Consider the following 622-nt stretch of genomic DNA (forward strand, 5'->3'; position numbering starts at 1 on the left):
AGATCGAAGTGCGTGCCAACGGTAGCCTGAACGGGCTCAGGAACCTGAGTCACGCCGGCCGCGAAGACCCCGACCGCCAGCCCGCCTTCATCGCCATGTCGGATGTCCGGGCCCCAGAGACCAACAGCTACAAGGGCCTGACCGCACACCGACCGGTCAGCGTCGTCCCGCTCAGCGTGGTGGTCAACCGTGGGAGCGGCGTCAAGGACCTCACTACGGAACAACTGCGCGGGATTTTCAGTGGCAAACACACCAACTGGAAAGACGTGGGCGGCAAGAACCTGCCGATCAGCCTGATCACCCGGGACTCCCAGTCCGGCACCCGCATCACCTTCGAACGGGAGGTGCTGGAGGGCATACCCACCGGCCAGCTCATCGGGCTTTCCGACTGCACCACCAGGAACAACCAACCGTCCTCCCGCTCCCGGCACTGCGAGGCTTCGGACACGGAGTCCGCCTTGGACGCCATCGAGGGGGCGCCAGGGGCGATCGGTTACGCGGAGACGTACTCCGCAAGCTCTCGCCGTGCTCTCACCGCCGTCCAACTCAACGGGAAGGCGCCGGAAATCGTACTGAACAAGCCGGACAGCTACCCGTTCTGGGCGACCGAACGCCTCTACAC

General features: G+C 65.0%; 1 protein-coding gene. It reads left to right on the forward strand.

Annotation, left to right across the window (positions count from 1 at the left end; genetic code table 11):
* Positions 1 to 622, forward strand: a 622-nt coding sequence (locus tag KUM32_RS40005; protein ID WP_217146628.1) for a substrate-binding domain-containing protein, incomplete at both ends; no start/stop codon positions are given.

Source organism: Streptomyces sp. AC627_RSS907, assembly GCF_019049165.1.